At 69.8% G+C, this 19,611-nt stretch carries 17 protein-coding genes; 6 read left to right on the top strand and 11 right to left on the bottom strand.

Going from position 1 to position 19,611, the window contains the following annotated elements; translation table 11 throughout:
* Positions 1–19 precede the first annotated feature (19 nt).
* The gene (locus ACFY29_RS02470) at positions 20–1,249 is read left to right on the top strand and encodes a serine/threonine-protein kinase (protein WP_386982737.1); all 1,230 of its coding nucleotides are present in this window, start codon (positions 20–22) and stop codon (positions 1,247–1,249) included.
* A gap of 510 nt (positions 1,250–1,759) precedes the next feature.
* Positions 1,760–1,915, top strand: a complete 156-nt coding sequence (locus ACFY29_RS02465) for a hypothetical protein (protein WP_386982735.1) — start codon at positions 1,760–1,762, stop codon at positions 1,913–1,915.
* Between the two features lie 128 nt (positions 1,916–2,043).
* Here the strand turns inward: ACFY29_RS02465 and ACFY29_RS02460 are convergent, their stop codons facing one another.
* Both ACFY29_RS02460 and ACFY29_RS02455 read right to left on the bottom strand, forming a co-directional pair.
* Entirely contained in the window at positions 2,044–2,940 is an 897-nt protein-coding gene (locus tag ACFY29_RS02460; RefSeq protein WP_386982733.1) for a replication-relaxation family protein, read from the bottom strand.
* Positions 2,941–3,392: 452 nt separating this feature from the next.
* On the bottom strand, positions 3,393–4,169 hold the full coding sequence (locus ACFY29_RS02455) for a DUF2637 domain-containing protein (RefSeq protein WP_386984605.1): 777 nt from the start codon (positions 4,167–4,169) through the stop codon (positions 3,393–3,395).
* Between the two features lie 834 nt (positions 4,170–5,003).
* On the opposite strand from ACFY29_RS02455, the gene ACFY29_RS02450 reads away from it, so the two are divergent.
* Positions 5,004–5,222: a hypothetical protein gene (locus tag ACFY29_RS02450; RefSeq protein ID WP_386982731.1), complete on the top strand. Its 219-nt coding sequence runs from the start codon at positions 5,004–5,006 to the stop codon at positions 5,220–5,222.
* Between the two features lie 64 nt (positions 5,223–5,286).
* Here ACFY29_RS02450 and ACFY29_RS02445 read toward each other — a convergent pair whose 3' ends face one another.
* Both ACFY29_RS02445 and ACFY29_RS02440 read right to left on the bottom strand, forming a co-directional pair.
* Complete coding sequence (locus ACFY29_RS02445; protein ID WP_386982730.1) at positions 5,287–5,784, bottom strand: hypothetical protein; 498 nt, start codon at positions 5,782–5,784, stop codon at positions 5,287–5,289.
* Positions 5,785–6,078: 294 nt separating this feature from the next.
* On the bottom strand, positions 6,079–6,546 hold the full coding sequence (locus ACFY29_RS02440) for a hypothetical protein (protein ID WP_386982728.1): 468 nt from the start codon (positions 6,544–6,546) through the stop codon (positions 6,079–6,081).
* Positions 6,547–6,756: 210 nt separating this feature from the next.
* Between ACFY29_RS02440 and ACFY29_RS02435 the strand changes: the two genes are divergently transcribed.
* Together ACFY29_RS02435 and ACFY29_RS02430 are read left to right on the top strand one after the other, a co-directional pair.
* Entirely contained in the window at positions 6,757–7,332 is a 576-nt protein-coding gene (locus tag ACFY29_RS02435) for a DinB family protein (protein ID WP_386982726.1), read from the top strand.
* A gap of 239 nt (positions 7,333–7,571) precedes the next feature.
* Positions 7,572–8,411 carry a hypothetical protein gene (locus ACFY29_RS02430; protein ID WP_386982725.1) on the top strand — a complete coding sequence of 280 codons (840 nt, stop codon included), beginning with the start codon at positions 7,572–7,574 and terminating at the stop codon, positions 8,409–8,411.
* A gap of 529 nt (positions 8,412–8,940) precedes the next feature.
* Here ACFY29_RS02430 and ACFY29_RS02425 read toward each other — a convergent pair.
* The 6 genes from ACFY29_RS02425 to ACFY29_RS02400 form a co-directional block, all read right to left on the bottom strand.
* The gene (locus tag ACFY29_RS02425; protein WP_386982723.1) at positions 8,941–11,328 is read right to left on the bottom strand and encodes a WD40/YVTN/BNR-like repeat-containing protein; all 2,388 of its coding nucleotides are present in this window, start codon (positions 11,326–11,328) and stop codon (positions 8,941–8,943) included.
* 204 nt (positions 11,329–11,532) lie between these two features.
* Entirely contained in the window at positions 11,533–12,000 is a 468-nt protein-coding gene (locus tag ACFY29_RS02420; RefSeq protein WP_386982721.1) for a hypothetical protein, read from the bottom strand.
* Positions 12,001–12,018: 18 nt separating this feature from the next.
* Entirely contained in the window at positions 12,019–12,900 is an 882-nt protein-coding gene (locus ACFY29_RS02415; protein WP_386982719.1) for a carbohydrate ABC transporter permease, read from the bottom strand.
* Positions 12,897–13,907 (bottom strand): ABC transporter ATP-binding protein, encoded by a 1,011-nt coding sequence (locus ACFY29_RS02410; protein ID WP_386982717.1) that lies wholly within the window; start codon positions 13,905–13,907, stop codon positions 12,897–12,899. The genes ACFY29_RS02415 and ACFY29_RS02410 overlap by 4 nt, the downstream gene beginning before the upstream one ends.
* The gene (locus ACFY29_RS02405) at positions 13,900–15,201 is read right to left on the bottom strand and encodes an ABC transporter substrate-binding protein (RefSeq protein WP_386982715.1); all 1,302 of its coding nucleotides are present in this window, start codon (positions 15,199–15,201) and stop codon (positions 13,900–13,902) included. Before ACFY29_RS02405 ends, ACFY29_RS02410 begins: the two co-directional genes overlap by 8 nt.
* On the bottom strand, positions 15,198–16,052 hold the full coding sequence (locus tag ACFY29_RS02400) for a carbohydrate ABC transporter permease (protein ID WP_386982713.1): 855 nt from the start codon (positions 16,050–16,052) through the stop codon (positions 15,198–15,200). Before ACFY29_RS02400 ends, ACFY29_RS02405 begins: the two co-directional genes overlap by 4 nt.
* A 354-nt stretch (positions 16,053–16,406) precedes the next feature.
* Between ACFY29_RS02400 and ACFY29_RS02395 the strand changes: the two genes are divergently transcribed.
* The gene (locus tag ACFY29_RS02395) at positions 16,407–18,320 is read left to right on the top strand and encodes a Xaa-Pro dipeptidyl-peptidase (protein ID WP_386982711.1); all 1,914 of its coding nucleotides are present in this window, start codon (positions 16,407–16,409) and stop codon (positions 18,318–18,320) included.
* Positions 18,321–18,362: 42 nt separating this feature from the next.
* On the opposite strand, the gene ACFY29_RS02390 is transcribed toward ACFY29_RS02395, so the two are convergent.
* A complete protein-coding gene (locus ACFY29_RS02390) occupies positions 18,363–19,592 on the bottom strand; it encodes a PucR family transcriptional regulator (protein WP_386982709.1) in 1,230 nt (409 codons plus the stop codon).
* Positions 19,593–19,611 lie beyond the last annotated feature (19 nt).

Below are 19,611 nucleotides of genomic sequence, written 5' to 3'. Positions count from 1 at the left end.
GACACGGGGGAGACTGTAGGTGCAGGCGCGGGACCGTATCGGCGACAGATACGAGCTGACGTACCCGATCGGCCGCGGCGGAATGGGGCAGGTCTGGGCGGGCTACGACGAGCGGCTCGACCGGCCCGTCGCGGTCAAGTTTCTCCGACATCGGGAGGTGGCGGAGGACGAGCGAGAGGTCGCAGTCAAACGCTTCCGGCGGGAAGCACGGCTAACCGCGGGGCTCGACCACCCGGGCGTGCCGGCCGTGCATGACCTCGGCGAGCACGGCGACGACCTCTACATCGTCATGCAGCTCGTCAGGGGATATCCGCTGGCCGACCTCATCGCGGAGCAGGAGCAGTTGGCCGTCGGGGAAGCCGTCTCGATCGCCACGCAGGTCTGTTCCGTGCTTGCCGCGGCGCACGCCGCCTCGCTGGTGCACCGTGACCTCAAGCCGCAGAACCTCATGATCACGCCATCGGGGTCAGTTAAAGTTCTCGATTTCGGTGTCGCCGCGTTGCTCGGTCCGGCCGAGCAGTCCCGTCTCACGGCGACGGGGCACACGTTGGGCACGCCCGCCTACATCGCGCCGGAGCAAGCTTCCGGCGCCGCCACCGGCCCCGCGGCTGACCTCTATGCCCTCGGCTGCATCCTCTTCGAGATGCTCACCGGCAAGCCGCCGTATGAGGCGAAGAACGCGCCCGACATGCTGCGCCAGCACATGCACTCCCCGATTCCCATCGTCACCGAGTACCGCTCTGACCTCCCGGACGACCTCGGACACCTGATCTTTTGCCTGCTCGGCAAGCAACCGACGGACCGGCCGGAAACTGCTGAGGGTGTCGCGCAGCTGCTCGCGCCGTTCCGGGACGGTGAGCGGGCGGCATCCGCCCGGGGCAGCGGCGGAACCGAGGGACGGCCGGAAACCTGGCCGAGCCGGCTACCCGTTCACCGCTCGGATCGTGAGCTCGCGGAGCTGCACCAGTACGCGCAGGCGCTCGCCGAGGAGGAGCGCTTCACACAAGCCGTCGAGATGCTCGAGCGGCTTCTACCGTCGGCGCACGAAAGCCGCATGGAACACGACACGCAGGTTGTGGCGATCCGGCTCGACCTGGCGAACCTACGAATGCTCGCGGGAGATTATCGGACCGCCCGGGAAGACTTCACCGAGCTGGCCCGGTTGCTGGAGCGGCAGGGTGGCGATCAGAGCCTGGTGCAGCACTGCCGTGAGCAGGCGCGGTCCTGCCAGACGGAGCTCGGCGAGTAGCCGGCAGAGGGGCGGGTTGCGTAGCTGCGCTGCACCAGCCCCTCACCCCACAAGATCTGCGGCTGCTCGAGCTCGGTTCGCCAAGCCGGTTTCCGTGCTGGATCCGCCAGCTCCGCGCCGCGCCTCGGCGTGATTCGTCAGCCAGACAGCCGCCGGCATTAGCCGCCATGCGCGGACGTCCTGGACCGCGTGTCCATGAGCAAACGCTCCGCAGCTTCAAGGCCATGCTCATGACCGCAAGGTGCAGGCCGGCGTAGGCTCGTGATCTTGGAGGGATGGGGGACATGATCACGGCCGTCCGGGGTTCCCGCCGACCGATCGTCTGGCTAGCTCTGTGCCTGCTCTTGGTCCTGGATGCCGAGCAGGTCAGGGATCTGGAGCAATCGATGGTTCGGTTGGGGGCCGAAGCATGATCGGTGCGGCCAGCTCTGGCGTGCCGGCCGATGTTCCGACTTCACAGCTGCCGACCGTCGACCAGTACGGGGGTCTGGGGAGTAAATGGTGTCGCCGGTGATGCCGCCGAATCACACGGCGGCGGGTGACGTGCTGCTGCAACGAGGTCCACTGCCGATCGAGGAGGTCTCCACGCTCCTGCGAGCCGGCGGAATCGTCCTGACCGCAGCCCGGTTGGCCAAGCTGCGATTGACCGGCGACGTCGATCCCTGAGGTTCCTCGGATAACACGGAGGGCAGGTGTGCCCCATCCGCGCAGCTGCGGGATTACCGAGCGATCGCGGCAACAGGCCTGCCCACACCTCATGCGGCTGCCCGCCGTCGCGGCCATGCGGCGCGGGTTCACAACGCGATGTCGTGGTCGGTGGCGGTGTAGGGCAGATCGACCAGCCGGATCCGACTGGCGGTACTCCAGAGCTGCCATACCGGCTCGGCAGGGCTGGCGCCGAGTGCGGTGCGCAGTTCGGCGCTGGTGGTGGCGATGGTCGCCTGGGGTGCGAGGACGGCGAGGCGGTGGTGCAGGTTCGCCTCCCGCCGGGCCGACGGTAGGTGGAACAGGACCGGCCATGTCCAGGTGGTCATCCAGACCAGCCGTTCGTACTTGGCGACTTTCTCGACGAGGATGTCGAGGCGTTCCCCGCCGGTGTCGTACTCGAGGAAGAACGGCACGGAACGCCGGTGTTCGGTCCAGACGCCGGCCCCGTCCGGGCGGGGCAGCCCTGTTGGTCCGCGAGCCATCATCTGCGGGTCGTCCCCGACGCGGTAGAACACTCCGGGGCTGTGGAAAGCGGAGGCCGGCTGCCACCGGTCCAGACTGGTGTTGAGGTGGGTGCGGGCGTGGGCGGCGAGGTCGATGAAGACCTGGTTGCCGCCGAGCAGGTGTGGCAGGTCCCGCCGCGACGTGAGGGACTGTTTACGGCGGCGTGCTTGGTCCCGGCGGGGTGCTCCAAGTCCGCGTTGGGCATGGACGTGGTCGTAGCCGAGCTGGTTCAGGACGTAGTGGTAGGGGTAGGAGCCGCCGTAGGCCCGGTTGGGTCGGAAACGGTCCGCCGCCTGAAGGAGGGTGAGGCGGCGCAGTCGGCGTTGGGCGAAGTCCAGGGATGGGAACAGGGCCTCGGCGATCTGGTCGGTGGTGAGCACTCCGTGGTCGTACAGCCAGCCGAGCAGGCGGTCGTCGCGGGCGGTGATGCTTGCCTGCAGGCGCAGCAGCGGATCCGCAGCAGGTAGCCGGTTACGCATACGCGTCCCCTGGGGGGAGACCCCAGAGTCGAGGGTCTGTCTGGAGCTGGTGTGAAGCCGTGAAAGCCGATCTGACCTGCGCTGTTGGTCGGGACAGAGGGTCGGTTCGGGGGTCGGTATCAAGGCGGACGGTCAAACGGAGACCGACACCGACATCGGCACCGCCGGTCACCTCCAATGCCTTGCCGTGGTGACGTGAGAAAAGGCGCGACGCGGCACGGTGACGGTGCTGCCGACGCGGAGAAGGGTCGTTGAGCCGAATCAGCATGATCATTCTTTCCTTGATCGGGATGCGGGATGGCGGGCGAAACGCACCGGCCGTTGCGGCGAGGTAGGCGGGCGGATGCGCTGCCAGGTCGGGTCAGGTTCTGTCAGTTGGCGCAGGCCCTGACAAACGCACGGTGTCTGACAGCGATGGCTCGGGCTGACAGGAGTCGCAGGTCGTGGTTCCATCACACGGCCGCCTTCCCCGACAGATCCGGCGCGGCGGGGATGGGCGGAGTCGTTTCGGCGCGCAGGACGCGCACGAGCGCCGAGGCGGTGGCATTGGACAGCTGGTGTCCCTCCGCACGCAACTGTCGGGCGAGCGCCGCACGGGACAGCGGCGTCCCCTGCACGGCGAGGGTGCGAGCGGCGGTCCGGGCGTCCGGGACCAGCGCGACGAGCTCCGGACGGCCGTCCCTGTCCAGCGCGCTACCGCCCCGTCGGTCCGGGACCGCCGGACCCTGGTCCGCTGCAGCGGGGACCGCGGCGGTGGAGTCCCGGCCGGCGGCCGTTCTGGGGTGGACCGGCCTCCGGCGGACCCGGACCGACTCGCGATCGTCCGGGAATGCGGCTGTGCTGACGGGCGCCGGTCCGGATGTGGTCCGGACGGGCCGCGTGGTCCGGTCGGGCGGGGCAGGGTCGGCGCGGCCGAGAGCGATCTTCACCATCGCCAGGAAGCCCAGCGCCGGCAGCGCGGCGGCGATCCAACCGATCACCGACGCCTCCGCCTTCACCACCTGCGCCGCCAGAGACAGGACAACCGCCACCGTCAACACCGTGGAGGGGAAGGCGACGCTCTTGCCCAAGCGCCGGTTGCGGCGCAGCTCCAGGCCGCCCGCGATCGATGTCAACTCCAGCACGACCGCGTCGGCCCACGCCAGCCAGCCCGGCTGGCCGTGCGCAGCCGCGACGTCGTGGACGTGACGAAACGACGCGGCGCCGGCCGTCCCGCCGATCACCAGCATGATCAGCACCTGGACCTGGTTCTCCAGTCGCTCCCGTCCTGACCGCGCCCGGCCGGACGGACCCTGCGACCGATGCTCAGCTTTCGCCAAGGTCCCCCCACCTGCCGGGAGGGATTCCGTGTGTGGCCGTGAAGAGGGTGGCTGGGCAGGCGCGGACGGCCACGACCGCAAGCCCCGCCGTGGTGATGTTGACTGAAGTCATGTCGTTGCTCCAACTTCCGTTGCAAGAAATCGAGGTATGTGGATGATGGTCGTCGCACTCGCTACGGCCATCCTTACGGGCACCGTGACGCGGCGGGCCGGCCGTGCGGAACCGATCGCGTGCAGCAGCCGGAGCTTCACCGAACGAGCGGACCCCGCGCAGCGGCAGGCAGCAGGACGACAGGCGTTGCCACAACCTGCACAACAGGCTGGGGTTATCGGGCGGACACACGGCAGACGGCTAAGCCGAGCCACGAGGTCAGGATCCACCACGGCGTAACACAACAGACGCCGTAGTGAGGTGGCTCAACTCGCCGGCGGGCGAACCATCATGGGGCCTGGGCCTCCCATCTCTCGACGTCCCTGGTTGGCATCGACGCGAACAAGAGCAGGCATCCGGCCTTGAGGATGCCCGACCGCCATCAATCGCCGAACGCGCCAGCCGACAGTGCGGGGACGTGTATCCAGTACGCCCCGTGAGTAGCCGTCGAGTCAACCCCTCCCGTCGCCTCGCGGCTGCCGAGAGCCTTCGCACGTCCGACCTCACCGTGGACATCGCCGTAGGCAGGCCGACGGCCCGCGGTGGTAGGTCACCGTCATGCCGGGCGGCCCGACTGGAGCACCCGCCTGAGGGTGGCCGAGCAGGACTCGGCACCCGCGTTGCTCCGTACAATCATGGGCTGGCCGGAGGTGGTGCGATTCTGGCTGCCGGCGTGGGTCCACGAACGGGCGGCGATGCCCGGCCGGGTCGACGAGGCACTCATTCGAGCCGAGGTCGTATGCGTCGAGCTCATGGTGCGCGCCCGGGCAGGGATGCCCGTGGCGGAGCTGAGCGACGTGGAATCGCTGTAGGGGCGGCGGCGCCGCTGGTCTGGCTGCTGACGTCGAACCAGCGGTCCGCCACGTGATGGGAAGTTCAGCCGGCGAGTGGGTTGAAGGTGCGGCCGTCGAGGACGTTGATGAGCGCGTCGTCGCGGTTCACCTCGTAGCCGCGCTGGCGTAGCTCCGCCACGAGCTCGGCCTCTCCGGCGAGCGGAATCATGAGGATGTCCCCGTTGTGCACGGTGGACTCGCGCTTACCGAACCGGTCCTGCAGGTCGTCGGGGAGCAGCTTGAACGCCCGCTCCGTGACCATCGGGGGCCAATCGCCTTCCGCGACGGAGCTCACCTCGTTGATGTCGAAGGGCTGGTCGTCGGCGTAGCCGTCTGCCGGCTCGTAGTGGTCCGGACCGGCGGGGTTCCACAGGTGCGTCATCTGGACCTGTCGGGCTTCTCCCCAGGTGCGGGCGTCGGCGAGGGCCTTGATCTCCTCGGCCTCCGCGGCGGCGGTGTTCGCGTCGGCGAAGGCGAGGCAGTCGTGCAGTTGCGCGTGGCCGTAGACCAGGCGCTGGGTGGCGGGGTGGTGCGTCGTCATGGCGCACATCGTGCCGTAGAAGTACGACATCCAAGATCAGATCTTGATGTGGCGAGTTGAACCGGGAATGGCCACTTCATCGGCCGGACAGGTCACTGGTGATCACGAAGGGACGATGGTGACCGCGCACCGGACAAATGATCTTGCCCAATCGGTCCAGCCACCCCGCGGCGCTACCGCCCCTAGTGCCGTGACCACAAACGTTCGCGGTGTTGGGTGCCACGCCGTCCGGCCTGATGGTCCGGCGGCGTCATGCCGTTCAGGCTGTGGCGGTGGCAGATCCCGTACGCGTGCTCAGTGCCAGGACTCGTAGCTGAGGACGCGGCATACCAGCACCACCCGGCCAGTCAGTTGACCCAGCCGCACCGCGTCACGGTGCGTCCATTCGAAGGGCCAAGTCGCGCCGACCATAAAGTATTTCTCTTTGGGCCCGTCCGGCGGCACGATGAGTTGATACTCCTGGTACGGGCCGACACTGCGGTGCAGAGCCTGATGCTTCCACTTACGCCGGCTGCGCTCCCCGAGCGTAACCACCGCGACCCTCTCCATCAGGAGCAACGTGGTGTAATCCATGGGAATCGCCCGTGCCAGCTCCGTGCGCTCCGGCTGCTGATCCGCCGGGAACAGCAAGGAGGGCTGCTCGTGCGCCCAGTAGAGCCGACCGGCCTGGGGAAAGCCGCGATCGAACGGGTTCACGCCCCCCGGCGGCCAGTCGAACCCCCGATGTTCAAGGTGGGGCGGCCGCTCCCGGTGATCCGTCATGACCACAACTCTAGGGAGGCCGACCGCCAGCACCTCCCGCGGCCGCCACAGCCTGAACGGCATAACGCCGCCGGACCATCAGGCCGGACGGCGTGTCACCCAACACCGCGAACGTTTGTGGTCACGGCACTAGGGCGTGTCCTGCCGATCATGAGCTCCGTGGAACGTCCGGGGCAGCGCCGACACCCAACCGGATGCCATAGTGCCGCGATGAAGGCAGACCTGCACAGTTACTTGAAGGGCGGCCGGGACGCGCTGCTGTGGAAGCTCGACGGGCTCAGCGAATACGATATTCGGCGTCCGTTGACCCGGACCGCAACCAACTTGCTCGGTCTGGTGAAGCACTCGGCGGCCATGGAGATCCTCTACTTCGGCGTCGTGTTCGGCCGACCGTTCGAGCGGGAACTGCCGTACGTCGGCGACGGAGCGGAGACCAATGCCGACATGTGGGCGACCGCGGATGAGACCCGCGAGGAGATCGTCGCACTGTACCGTCGCGCGATCGCCCACGCCGACACCACCATTGAAGCCCTTGCACTGGATGAGGTCGGCCGCGTGCCGTGGTGGGGCGATGCAGCGGTCACGTTGCACCACGTCCTGGTCCACGTCATCGCGGAAACACAACGGCACGCCGGCCACGCTGACATCGTGCGCGAACTCATCGACGGCGCGGCCGGGCTGCTGCCCAGGAACGACAACCTGCCCCCCGCCGACGAGTCATGGTGGCTGGACTACCGCCAGCGAGTGGAGCAGGCTGCCCTCGACGCCAGCAAACGCAGCAACTAGGTTTCTGTCGATCGGCCCCTGCGCCCGCCGGCTGCGCAGATGACTGTCTACGTGAGAGCCGGCAGTTCCTCCGCCACCCGAAGTCGGCGCCGGGTGCTCCGCCGCCATCACGACGGCGAGTGTTCGCGCCGCCTGCACTGCTGACACAACCAGATGATCCGTCATCTCAACTGCCCGTTGAGCCGAGTGCAGTCGTGATCATCAGGCCGCTAACGTGCGCAGCACGGGAGGTGACGGGGATGGTCGCTCAGCGTTGGGACGCCTGGTTCGAGGAGGAACACCTTGCCCTCCGGCGTTGGCGGTTGCTGCCGTGGCCGAAGGCCTACTTCAGGCGGATACCGCTGGCCGCGATCCTCGATATCGGGTCACTCACCGCAGCCGACCATGCGAAGCGACGCGCGCAACTCACTGTTCAGGACCCGTCGGCACCACACCTGACCGAGGTCATCCCGGTCAGGTTCACGCCGGAGCAGTGGGAATTCGCCGGCTGGTTCGTGGGGGAACGGCAAGCGGTCCCGACCGAGCCGCCGCAACCCGGCGCGGGGACGTCGTCGGGCGCGGCCTCGCCCCGCCCGACTGTCGACGTCCCTGCACAGTGGCGGCGACGAGTGCAGCCGCCGGCCGCACTGCAAGCCCATCTCTCGGCCAAGCCGGCCTCGTTCACGCCGTCGCCCAGACCGGCCACCCCGTCAACAACTCCGGTGATGCGGGCCGGCGATGGCAAGCGGCCGGTGTGGCTGTGGCTTGAGAATGGGGAAATCCACGGGTCCCTCGTTCCGGCGGGCAACGCCTCACCGCGCAATCTGAGCCCAGCCGACGTCGCTCATCTCCTGCTCGCGGACGCGACCAGGGCCATGCCGGCGATTCGTGCGCTGACCGGCATCGCCGACAGCCAGCTAGCTCTGGCTCACCTACAGAGCTGGCGGCGGTCAGACCGGGTCACCGTCAACCTGAGTGCCTCCGACCTGGCCGGGCGGCGGGTGACAGAGGCCCAACAAAAGCCCGGCCGGAGCAACCCGGACGGCAGCGTGCGGACCGTGTCCGGCGGCCTGCCGAGTCTGAACAAGCGCCGGCGCTGAGCACTAGCCACGGAGAAGCCGGCTCGCAACGGGCGGCTGACCACCGTCAACCCTCGGTCGGAAGGGGTCGCCTGGTGGCGGCCGTACTGACCGCCGCCTCGACCGTGCTGATGATGGGCGCCTGCGGCGGGTCGGACGCCACGGCTACCGGAGGCGGTGACGGCCAGGGCCAGAATGGCTTCGCGGCGTACCTGGAATGTCTGAGCCAGCCCGACCGCGCGGCCGTTTGGAGCCCGAACATGTCCGGCGATCCCGGCCGTGGGGTGGGACCGCCCGAAGGGGTCGTCGACGCTACCTGGCAGAAGGCGCAACAGGCGTGCGAGTCAGTCCGGCCGAGCGGACGCCCGGACGGCTCTGTCGGCCTGGTGGCAGGCAGGGCGGCGCTGGCCGTGACACGGCGTACCGAACCGGTCTGGCCGACCAGCCGAAGGGCTACGGTGTCGAATGCGTTGCGCCTCAACGGGCAGGCCACCTCCCTTTCCGGGAGGTGGCCTGCGAGCCGCGTCAGACGCGACGATTCACCGGTTGATCAGCCCGCTCGGCAGGAGGCGAGCACGCCGATCACGCCGACACCGGTCTGCTTGAGCGGCAGCTTGGTCGACGCTGCCGGGCAGCGGGGCACGGTGAGGTCGTAGACGCCCCGACCGAAGGTCGCCGCGGTGAGCTGCCGGCTCGACTCGTGGTAACGCAGGTACATGACGGCCGCCTGCGGCAGGTTGGTGCCCAACGCCGCCCACTCGCCGCCGTTCCACGCCGACATGAACACCCCGACGTCGGTGCCGACCAGCAGCAGGCCGTCGGCGGTCGGGACGACGGAGTTCACTGGCGCGTCCGGCAGACCTCGGCCGATGTTGCTCCAGGTACGGCCGCCGTCGCGGGTCATCATCACGTGCGACCGGTCGCTACCGGACCGGAAGGCGGAGAAGGTGGCGTAGGCGATGTTCTTGTCGGCGGGGTTCACCGCCAACCGGGTGACCCAGGTTCCGGGCAGTTGCCCCGGGTCGACCTGCTGCCAGTTCTGCCCGAGGTCGTCGGTCCACCACAGCCTCCCGTCGTCGGTGCCGACGTAGAGCTTGTTGCCGTCGGTGGGCGCGGCGGCGACGGTGGTGATCGTGCCCCACGGGTAGCCGTTCGGGTCGTTGGGGCCGCCGCCGGTGAGGTCCGGGCTGATCGGCGTCCAGGTGCGGCCGTTGTCCGTCGAGCGGTTGAGGATGTTCCCGGCGTAGTACATGACGTTCGGGTCGCTCGGGTCGAACTGCAGGGGCGTCAGCCAGTTGCGCCGCTGCGAGGTCGTCTGCCCGGTGCCGATGTTCTGGCGGGGGGTGCCGCCGGAGTTCTCCGACCGGTAGCAGGAGCCGTACTGGCTGCACCCGAAGACGATGTTCGGGGATTCCGGGTGGATGACCACCTGGAGGCCGTCACCGCAGCCGATGGCGTTCCACGGGCCACCGACGCCGTTGTAGCCGCGGTTGCAGCCGTTGTCCTGCGCGCCACCGACCTTCAACACCGGATCGGTCTGCGCCACGTCCACCGTGTAGAACTGGGTGTAGGGCTCGTACGTCGCCTTGACCCAGCCGCTCGCGCCGTTCGCCTCGGATCGGTAGAGGCCGCCGTCGTTGCCCAGGTAGACCCGCCCGGGCACCTTCGGGTCCCAGCGCATCGCGTGCTGGTCGGCGTGCACGCCGCTTACCGACGAGAAGCTCTGCGCGCCGTTGGTCGAGCGCATCAGGTTGACCCCGGTGAGGAAGACGTGATCGGAGTTGCCGGGGTCGACGAAGAGCTTGCCGAACCACCAACTGAACGTGGACTGGGATGCCTGACCGGCGGTGACCGGGGTCTGCGTCCAGCTGTCGCCGCCGTCGTCGGAGCGGTAGAAGGCGCGGAACGGGCCGAGTGCGGTGCCGACGTACGCGTACAGCCGCTGGGGGTTGTCCGGGGCGACCGCGATGCCCCAGCGGCCCTGGTCGGCGTCGGTGGGCAGGCCGTTGGTCATCCGCGACCAGGTGCGACCGGCGTCGTCGGAGCGCCAGAGGCTGGAGCCGAGCCCGCCATAGGTGCGCTGATGTGGTTCGCGCAGGTGGTCCCACATCGCCGCGTACATCCGGCGCGGGTTGCTCGGGTCGATGACGACCTCGGTGGCGCCGGTGGTGGCGTTCGGCGGCGCGAGCACCTGCGTCCAGCTGTTCCCGCCGTTCTCCGAGAGGTAGACGCCGCGCTGACCACCCGGTACGAAGAGGTTGCCGCTGGCGGCGGCGAAGATCCGGTCCTCGTTGCTCGGGTCGATGGCGAAGCGGCCGATGGCGTGGCTGTCCTTCAGGCCGACGTGCCGCCAGGTCCTGCCTCGGTCCTTCGAGCGGTAGATGCCGTCGCCGCCGAAGGTGATCGAGCCGCCACCCGGCTGGGCCTCGCCGGTGCCGGCGAAGAGGACGCCGTCGCTGGTCATCGCGACCGCGCCCATGCTCTGCGTCCCGTCGTCCGGCCAGGCCGTCTCGAACGTGGCGCCGGCGTCGTCGGACTTCCAGACGCCGCCGGAGGCGGCGGCGATGAAGATCTGGTCGGGGACCTGCGGGTCGACGGCGATGTCCACGACCCGGCCGCCGATGTTGCTCGGCCCGAAGAAGTTCCATTCCCGTTGCGCCAGGTGGCGGTAGAGGAGGCGGGTGCGCAGGTTGAGATCGTGGGCCTCGCCCCGAGCCTTCGCGTACTTGGCCACCGAGAGGTCCCGGCTGCCGTCGCTCATCCGCTGGGCGGTCATCCACTCGTCGGGGATTTCCATCGGACCGGTGGGCGAGTTGGTGGCCAGCGACTCCTGGACCGGCCGGGGTGCGGACGAGGCGGTCAGCGCGAGCGCGATGACCAGCCCCAGGCTCGTTGTCATCGCGAGGCCGCGGTACCTTCGGGCGAGCGTGAGTCTCATGCAGTCTCCCTGTCCACGCGCCATGGCGACCGGAAAGTGGTCTACAGTGCGCACGCTAGACAGTGGAGTGGTCCACGTCACCCAGCACGTGTTGCGATTCGACCGGTCTGATTAGGACACCTGTCGAGACCGGGCGAGCCCGATCGCGCCGGCGTGCACGGGACGCCCGGTTCCAGGTGGGCGTGCACCAGCTCGGTTCGATGGTCAGTTGCTCTGGAACTCGGGTAGGCCGGCCTCGTCCGAGTCCGGCCCGACCACCGCGGTCAGCGTCGTTCCGTCCGCGCAGAGCGCGGTGGCCCGCAGATACGTCCGTCGTTCCTGCGCCCGCATCAGCACCTCGGCCTCGAACACCTCATCCTCGGCGCGCAGCAGGTCGATGTCGCCACGGCTCTCGTAGTGGGCACGGACGTCCAGCGGGGTCATCCGGATGGTGGCCGCGACCGTGGTCAGGGCGCCCTGCTCGACCACCGAGGTGACCCGCGCGCCTTCCGGCAGGAGAAGGCCGGTGACCTGGCTGTCAACCTCGGCGTCGGCGTCCAGCGGCACCCGGTCGCAGCTGGGCAGGTTCGCGAGCATTCCCGGCCCCCGGTCGGCGGGCTGCCCGGCGTCCGTGCCGCCGCAGGCGACGAGCAACGGAACCGTGACGACGACGGCGAACATCCGGAGTCTCACCGCAGCAGGATGTCACGCTCAGCGCAGCACCCGCCAGCGTCGCACCATCAGCAGCAGCGCGGTGATGATGACCCCGGTGACCACCATGAGGACGCTCGTGATCATCGCCCCGTAGGCGAAGCCGGAGAACTCGAAGACCTGGTCGAAGATGTAGACCGGCAGGTAGAGCGTGGCGTTGGCGGGCCGGCCGTCGGTGAGGACGTACGCCGGCACGAAGTTGACCTGCAGGGTGAGGATCGTGTCGCGGACGGCGAGCAGCACCAGCACCGGCGCGAGCAGCGGCAGCGTGAGCCGGCGTAGCTGGCCGAACGGGCCGCAGCCCTCCAGCGCCGCCGCCTCGTACAGCCGTCCGTCGAGCATCCGTCGGGCGGCGAGCACGACGATGAATCCCTCACCGATCGGGAACGCGAGCATCAGCGCCACCGCCACCCGCGCGGAGCCGGGCTCGGCGAGCCAGTTCATGCCCGGGTGGCCGAAGAGCCCGAGCAGTTGGTTGAGCGGGCCGTAGAGCGGGTTGAGCACCCACAGGAAGAGCACCGCCAGGGCCACGTCGGGTACGACGGTCGGCAGGTAGACCGCGACCCGGAACCAACGGCCGCCAGGGCGGGGCGCGGCCAACAGCAGCCCGAGCCCGATGGCGGCCAGCAGCCGCAGCGGTACGGCCAGCGCCAGGTGGATCGCGGAGGCCCGGATGCTGTCGGCGAGGAAGCCGTCGGCGAGCAGACGGCGCGCGTTGTCCAGGCCGACGAACTGCGGGTCCCGGGTCAGTCCGGTGTGGTCGGTGAACGCGTAGCCGAGGTTGAGCAGTGCGGGCAGCGCGATCAGCAGCGCGACCGCCACCGCGTACGGCGCGAGGAACGCCCACGCGGTCAGCGGCCGGCTGACCCGGCCGGTGCTCACCGGCGTCGCCCGGTGTCGGCGTCGAAGCGGTGGATCCGGCCCGGGTCGGCGCGCAGTCGTACCTGGTCGCCCGGCCATACGCCGGGCCGGGGGCCGGTGCGGACGATCAGCCGCGTGCCGTCGTCGCAGCGGGTCAGCAGGATGGCCTCGCTGCCGAGCGCCTCCACCGCCTCGACGGTCGCCGCCACCGGTCCGTCGGGGTCGAGGCTCAGATCCTCCGGGCGTACGCCGACGGTGCTGTCGGTGGCGCCGCCCAGCACGCCGCCACCGCGTACCAGGTTCATCGGCGGGCTGCCCAGGAATCCGGCCACGAAGGTGTCCGCGGGTTCGTCGTAGACCTGCTGCGGCGGACCAATCTGGCGGACCCGACCGTGGTCGAGGACGACGACCCGGTCGCCGAGCGTCATCGCCTCGGCCTGGTCGTGGGTGACGTGGATGGTGGTGGTGCCCAGTTCGCGGTGCAGGGTGAGCAGGTCGGCGCGGGTGGCGAAGCGCAGCGGCGCGTCCAGGCTGGCCAGCGGCTCGTCGAGTAGATAGACGGTCGGCTCGCGCAGCAGCGCGCGGGCGAGGGCGATGCGCTGGCGCTGCCCGCCGGAGGTCTCGTCGGGGTAGCGGTCGAGCAGATCCGCGATGCCGAGCCGGTCGGCCGCCGCCCGGGCCCGCTCTTCGGCCTCCGCGCGCCGGACGCGGCGGACCCGCAGCCCGAACAGCAGGTTGCCGCGGACGGTGAGGTGGGGGTAGAGCGCGTAGTCCTGGAAGACCATTGCCACCGCGCGGCGGTGCGGCGGCACCTGGGCCACGTCCTGCCCGTCGACGACGACGCGACCACGGTCCGGCCGGTCCAGGCCGGCGATCAGCCGCAGGATCGTCGACTTGCCGGAGCCGGACGGGCCGACCAGGGTCACCATCTCGCCGGCGCGCACCGCGAGGTCGACGCCGTCGAGGGCGATGACCTTCCCGTACGACTTGGTCAGCGATTCGAGTCGGATCACGCCCTGCTCAGCCACCGGCGCCTACCGGGAGCGTGAAGAGCGGCCGGAGCTTCTCCTCCAGTTGTCGCAGCCCCTCCTCGCGTCCGATCCGGCCGTAGAAGACCTCCGCGAGCAGGCCGCCGGCCTCGCGCTCCACTCGCGACCAGGTGCCGGTGCGCGGGGTGGCGCGCAGGTGCGGCTCGGCGTCGAGGTAGACCCGCGACGACCGAGGGGGCTGCTGCGGGTCGAGGAAGTCGGGGGAGTTGGCCACGTCGAGCCGGGACGGCACCGTGCGGCCCGACCCGGCGAGGATCCGCTGGCCCTGCCCGCCCATCGCGAACTCGATGAACCGCCAGGCCTGGTCGTGGTCGGGTAGGCCGGCGCTCATGCAGTAGGCGTCGCTGTGCAGGATCGACGCGGGTACGCCGCCTGGCGCGATCGGCAGCGGCGCCGCGTCCCAGGTGAAGCCGTCGATGGTGCGCAGCGTCGGCACGGCGACCCGGCTGTTGAGGTACATGCCGAGCGTGCCGCGCAGGAACCGGGCCTCACTCGACTCGCTCTGCTCCTCGGCGTCCGGCGGCACGACGTGGTGCTTCAGTTGCAGGTCGAGGAACCAGTCGACGGCGGCGCGGCTGGCCGGGTCGCCGGTGAGGGTCAGGGTGGTCGGCTTGTCCGGGTGGTCGACCAGCTCACCCCGGTTGGACCAGACGAACGGGGCGAGCCGCGGCAGGGACGGCTCCACGCCCACGCCGTACTTTCCGTCGCCGGTCAGGGCCCGTCCGGCGGCCAGGAAGTCGTCCCAGGTCCAGCCGGCCTTCGGCAGTGGCACGCCGGCCGCCGCGAACAGGTCGGCGTTGTAGTAGACGACCAGGGAGGACATGTTCTGCGGCAGGCAGGTCAGCGTCTTGCCGTCGAACCGGAAGGCGTCCAGTGCGCGCGGGGAGAAGTCGCTCTCGTTCAGCGCCGCGCTGCGGTCGAGGTACGCCTGCGCTGGTTCGATCGCCTGCTGGGCGGCGAACTGGCCGTAGCGGCGGTAGTTGAGCAGGAACACGTCGGGTGGCTGCCCGCCTGCGAACGAGGTGGTCAGGCGGGCCATCAGATCGTCCTGGGTGGCGACGGGGGAGAGGTTGACGGGCACGTCGGGGTGGGCCTGCTCGAAGGCGGCGACCAGGCTGCGGTAGCCGGCGATCTCCTCAGCGTCGCCGAAGAGCACGACCGTGATCCCTGGCCGGTCGGCCGCGCGGTCGCCGGCACCGCAGCCGGCCGCGTAGCCGAGCAGCAGCGCGGCGGTGATCAGGGCAACCCATCGTCGAGCGCGGACCGTGCTCATCTACGACCTCCAGATCTCAGTGCCGTCAGCGGATCGTCGTTGAGCAGGATTCGCTGAGCGAGCAGGAACACCACCACGCACGGCGCTGTCGCGACAACGCACGCGGCCATCAGCAGCGGCCAGTCCGTCGGGTTCAGCAGCCGCAGGAACTGCAGGCCGAGCGGGTATGTGTAGCGGTCACCGCTCTGCAGGTAGAGCAGCGGGTCGATCAGGTTGGACCAGTGCAGCGTGAAGGCGAGCACGCCGACGGCCAGCGTCGCCGGGCGCACCTGCGGCAGCGCCACCCGGCGCCAGATCGTCAACCAACCGGCGCCCTCCAGCCGGGCCGCCCCGAGCTGGGTGTCCGGCACGCCGCCGAAGCTCCACGCGTAGAGCAGCACCAGGAAGGGGCTGCCGGCGAGCAGCGCCGGGGCCAGCAACGGGACGTACGTGTCGACCACGCCGGCCAGCCGGAACAGCTCGAACCGGGTGGCCCACACCGCGGTGACCGGCACCAGGAGCACCGCCAGCAGGCCCAGGACCGCCCGTCGGCGGGCCACCGGCGTCAACAGCCGCAGCCCGAAGCCGGTCAGTGAGGCGACGATGACGGTCAGCGGCACGGCGACCGCGACGACCAGCGCCGAGTTGGCCAGGAACCGGAACAGCGGGATCAGCTCCGGCAGCCGGGCGTACGCGGCCACGGTCGGTTCGGGTGGGAGTACCTCGAAGGTGCGGGGCGGGGGCAGGCCGGCGGGCCGTAGTGAGCCGACCACCATGAACCACAGTGGTGCGGCGAAGAGCGCCGCGAACGCCGCCGGCACCAGGAACCGCCCAATGAACCGCGGGATCACGGCTGGGCCCGAGAACTGCACATCCCGCCCTTCCCGTCGCCCGGCAACCGGTGGCGCGCTCGTCTCCGATGCCGCCGATGGGCTCCGCCGGTGACCCTGGGTGACGGTCGGGTCGACCGGCGGAGGTGGTGCGGCGAACCTATGGCCGGGCGGCCGGCGCGTCATCGGGCACCTGTTGGAATCACCCGCTGTCCGGTCCTACGCCTGTCGAGATGCGACAGACGTAGGACCGGACGACGATCACCTCCCGCATCTGTCCGATGACCATCCGTGAATCGGTTTCTAGGGTGCGAGTCAACTGCCGCACCGCCGGTACGTCGTCCTCGCCCGGGACGACCGCCTCCACGGCCGGTGGCGGAGATGGGGAGGAGCACGATGCGAACCACAAGGAGCTGGTGGCGAGGGTCGGTGGTGGTCGTTGCGGCCATCGCCGTCGGCCTGCCGGCGGCAACCGCGACGGCGAACCCGACGGCAGGCCGGCTCAGGCCGGTCATTCAGCACGGAGTCACCCAGCCGGTGTTCGGGTATGCCGACGCGATCCGCGAGCGGGTATTCGTCACCTCCGACGTCGACACCGATGGCGACGGCACCCGCGACGTCGTGGCGATGGACATCATCCGGCCCAAGGCCAGCCAGGCGGGCCTGCGGGTGCCAGTGATCATGGATGCCAGCCCCTACTACTCCACGGTGTGTCGCGGCAACGAGAGCGAATGCAAGGCCGACATCGACGGCGACGGCCTCAACGACCAGTGGCCGCTCTTCTACGACAACTACTTCGTCCCGCGCGGCTACGCGGTGGTCCTGCTCGACATGATCGGCACCAACAACTCGACCGGCTGTCCGGTCACCGGTGGTCGCGCCGACAACATCAGCGCGCCGACCGCGATCGACTGGCTCAACGGTCGTCGAGCCGGCACCGACGCGGCCGGCACGCGGGTCGTCGCCGACTGGCACAACGGTAAGACCGGCATGATCGGCAAGTCGTACGACGGGACGCTGGCCAACGCGGCCGCCGCCAGCGGCGTGCGGGGGCTCACCACCATCGTGCCGATCTCGGCGATCTCCAGCTGGTACGACTACTCACGCAGCAACGGCCTGGTCACCCGAGCGAACAACTACTCCGGCAGCCTCTCCAACACGGTCACCAACCCGGAGCGGCGGGAGCACTGTGCGGCGGTGCGGACCCAGCTCGGCGTCGACAGCGACGACGTCACCGGCGACTACAACGCCTTCTGGGCGGAGCGCGACTACGTCCCGCACACGGACCGGGTGCGAGCGAGTGTGTTCGTGGTCCACGGCATCAACGACAACAACGTCCGAGCGGACCACTTCAGCAAGTGGTGGGACGCGCTGGCCGAGGAGAACGTGCCGCGCAAGCTCTGGCTGACCGGCACCGGTCACATCGACCCGTTCGACTTCCGTCGGGGTGAGTGGGTGGACACCCTGCACCGGTGGTTCGACTTCTGGCTGCACGGGGTGAAGAACGGCATCATGGCCGAGCCGATGGCCGACATCGAGCGGACGCCGGACGTCTGGGAGACCTACCGCAGCTGGCCGATCCCGACCGTCCGGAGCACCCAGGTGTTCCTGCGCCCCGGCGACGAGGGGACGGCCGGCGGGCTGTCGGTCCGCCCACAGCCGGGTAAGGCGTCCCGGACGTTCCAGGACACCCCGTCGATGAGCCAGACCAACGCGATCCGGCACCCGTCGGACCCGGCCGCGAACACGGAGAACCGGTTGGTCTTCCTCTCCCAGCCGCTGCGCAAGCCCCTGCACATCTCGGGTACCCCGATCGTCAAGATCAACGCATCGGTGAACGGCGAAGACACCAGCTTCGCCGGCCTGCTGGTGGACTACGGCACCCGGCCGCGGTTCAGCACCTCGGGCGACGGCATCCGGACGCTGACCACCGAGGACTGCTGGGGCAACTCGGCCACCTGGGGCGGACACGCCGAGGACGCCTGCTACCGACAGACCGAGAAAACCGTCGTCACCGATCCGCAGGAGCTGGTGACCAAGGGCATCCTGGACGGCCTCAACCTGAAGTCGCCGTCCGTGACGACGCCGCTGGTGCCGGGCAAGAAGAACTCCGTCGACGTGCCGCTGCTTCCCGAGGACTACGTCTTCGCGGCTGGCAACCAGGTCGGCGTGGTGCTACTCGGCTCGTACTCCGGCTACAGCAGCCGGGCGAAGCAGAACCGGGCCGACATCACCGTCCACTTCGACCGCAGCCGGATCGAGCTACCGATCGTCGGTGGCCGGTTGGCGGCCGTGGCCGCAGGCCTGTAATCGGGGACCCGGTGGGCGGGGCGGCGGCCCTGCCCACCGGTGTCACTCCTGCGGCCGGTAGGCGCCGGTCAACCGGCCCAGCTTCAGCGCCAGGTGCAGACAGAGCCGCTCGTTTCCGTTCTTCAGATCGGTGTCGGCCAGCTCCTCGATCCGCTGTAGCCGGTAGTAGAGCGTGGTGCGGTGTAGGCGTAGCTGCTCGGCCGTGGCGTGCGCGTTCCCGGCCAGATCCAGATAGCGCTCCAGGGTCTGCAGCAACACCGGGTTCGGCTGCTCCTGCAGCAACCGTTCAAGCCCGGGGTGCACGTCGGCGATGTCCAGGTGCCGACCCTCCATCCGCGACAGCACCCGGTAGATGCCCAGCCCCGCCCACGACACCACCGGGCCGAGCGCCGGCAACCGCACGCCCACCCGGGCCGACTGCAGCGCCTCCACGTACGACGCGATCGCCTCGGTCAGCCGGGGCCGCGGCTGCCCGACCCCGACCACGACGCGCTCCACCGAACCGAGCCCGCTGGTCGCCTGCCGCAGGTTGTCGTCGAGCAGTTTCGCGACGACCTCGGGGGAGGGGCGCCCGGCACCCCGCTCGCCGCAGAGCAGCAGCACCCCGTGGTCGTCGCGGACCAGGTGCAGCGCCTCCCGGGTGCCGATCCACCGCCGGGTGGTGACCAGCGCCTGCTCCAGCGCCAGCCGGGCCACCTCGTCGGGCAGCTCGCCGTGCAACGGCACCAGCTGCGCGACAAGCGCGGTGGCCGGCCCGTCGCCGGCGATCAGGCCGGCCTCGCGCAGGGTCCGCACCGACTGGTCCCGGCTGGCCTCGCTGTCGGAGAGCAGGGTCCGCGCCGCCTCGCTCTCCCGTTGGGAGGCCAGCTCACCGAGGAGGTTCTCCCGGTACAGCGCCAGCGACAGCTCGCTCATCAGGCCGGTTGCGGTGATGTCCGCGTCGGCCATCGTGCCGTCCGGGTCGATGAACCAGACAAACCCCAGCAGCAGGTCCTGGTGACGGATCGGCACGCAGACCCGCGGCAGCAGGTCGAGCTCTCGCGACGCCTGCGTGCGCACGGCGGTACGGGCGTCCATGATGCCGACGTCCCGGAACCACGCCATCACCTCCGGGGTGGTCTGCCGGCGCAGGATGGACGCCTTGCGCACGTCGTCCATCAACCCGGTGTGCTCGCTGTAGACCACCACCCGCTGACGGCGGTCCTCGATCAGCGCCGGGCGGCCCGCGTACACGGCGAGAGCGTCGACAAGGCGTTGCAGCTCCCCTTGCATGAGATCCTCCCGTCGCCTC

This window comes from Micromonospora sp. NPDC000668, from assembly GCF_042897975.1.
Classification (GTDB): domain Bacteria; phylum Actinomycetota; class Actinomycetes; order Mycobacteriales; family Micromonosporaceae; genus Micromonospora.
This window is presented reverse-complemented; position numbering and strand designations above follow the sequence as displayed.